1 protein-coding gene and 1 pseudogene are annotated in these 1009 nt (G+C 63.7%); both read left to right on the plus strand.

The window, feature by feature from the left end; all coding sequences use genetic code 11:
• A pseudogene (locus HLUSI_RS29950) lies at nt 1-493 on the plus strand (polyphosphate kinase 1); the annotation flags it as partial.
• Between the two features lie 45 nt (nt 494-538).
• The coding region (locus HLUSI_RS0121340; protein WP_016835885.1) for a SixA phosphatase family protein at nt 539-1009 on the plus strand (471 nt) is incomplete at its 3' end.

A 1009-nucleotide genomic window follows, 5' to 3' on the forward strand; every position in this document is an offset into this window, starting at 1 on the left:
GCCGGCGCGCATCATCGCCAAGATGAACGCGTTGCTGGACGAATCGGTGATCCGCGCGCTGTACGCGGCCTCGGCCGACGGCGTCAAGATCGACCTGATCGTGCGCGGCGCCTGTGCACTACGCCCGGGCATGGCCGGCCTGTCGGAGAACATCCGCGTACGCTCGGTGATCGGGCGCTACCTGGAACACTCGCGCATCTATTATTTCCGCAATGATCTGGCGCACGACGTCTATCTCTCGAGCGCCGACTGGATGAACCGCAACCTGTTCCGCCGCATCGAAGTCGCCTTCCCGATACTGGACAAGGCGCTCAAGAAACGCGTCATCACCGAAGGCCTCGATCCCTACCTGAAGGACAACACCAACGCCTGGCACCTGAACTGCGACGGCGTATATGTGCAGAAAAAAGCCCGCACGCGCCAGGCTGCGTTCAGCGCCCAGGCCTACCTGATGCACACGCTCGGCATTGCCGCCCCGCTCGGCGAAGAATGACGCGGCCCAGCTTGTTTTGCAGCTTATCCACCGGAGGTGAATCCCATGGAACTGATCTTATGGCGTCATGCCGAAGCAGAACTCGGCGAACCAGATGAAGGCCGCGCCCTCACCGGCAAGGGACACAAGCAGGCCTGGAAGATGGCCGACTGGCTCGACCGCAACCTTCCCGAGAGCTGCCGCATCCTGGTCAGCCCGGCCACGCGCACCCTGCAGACGGCCGAAGCACTGGGCCGCAAGTTCAAGATCCATCCCGACCTGGCGCCCGACAAAAGTCCGCAAGACCTGCTCGCCGCCGCCAACTGGCCCGACAGCCGCGAACCGGTGCTGGTGATCGGCCATCAACCGACACTGGGCCTGGTCGCCGCGCAACTGATCGGCGGCCAGCAGCAGGAATGGTCGATCCGCAAAGCCAACGTGTGGTGGATTGCCCAGCGCGAACGCGGCGACATCACCACCAATTATTTGCGTGCGGTGATGGCGCCGGGCAACCCGGCCAACGGGATTTCCGGGTTC

It is taken from the genome of Herbaspirillum lusitanum P6-12, from assembly GCF_000256565.1.
In the GTDB taxonomy this organism is placed as follows: Bacteria; Pseudomonadota; Gammaproteobacteria; order Burkholderiales; family Burkholderiaceae_D; genus Herbaspirillum; species Herbaspirillum lusitanum.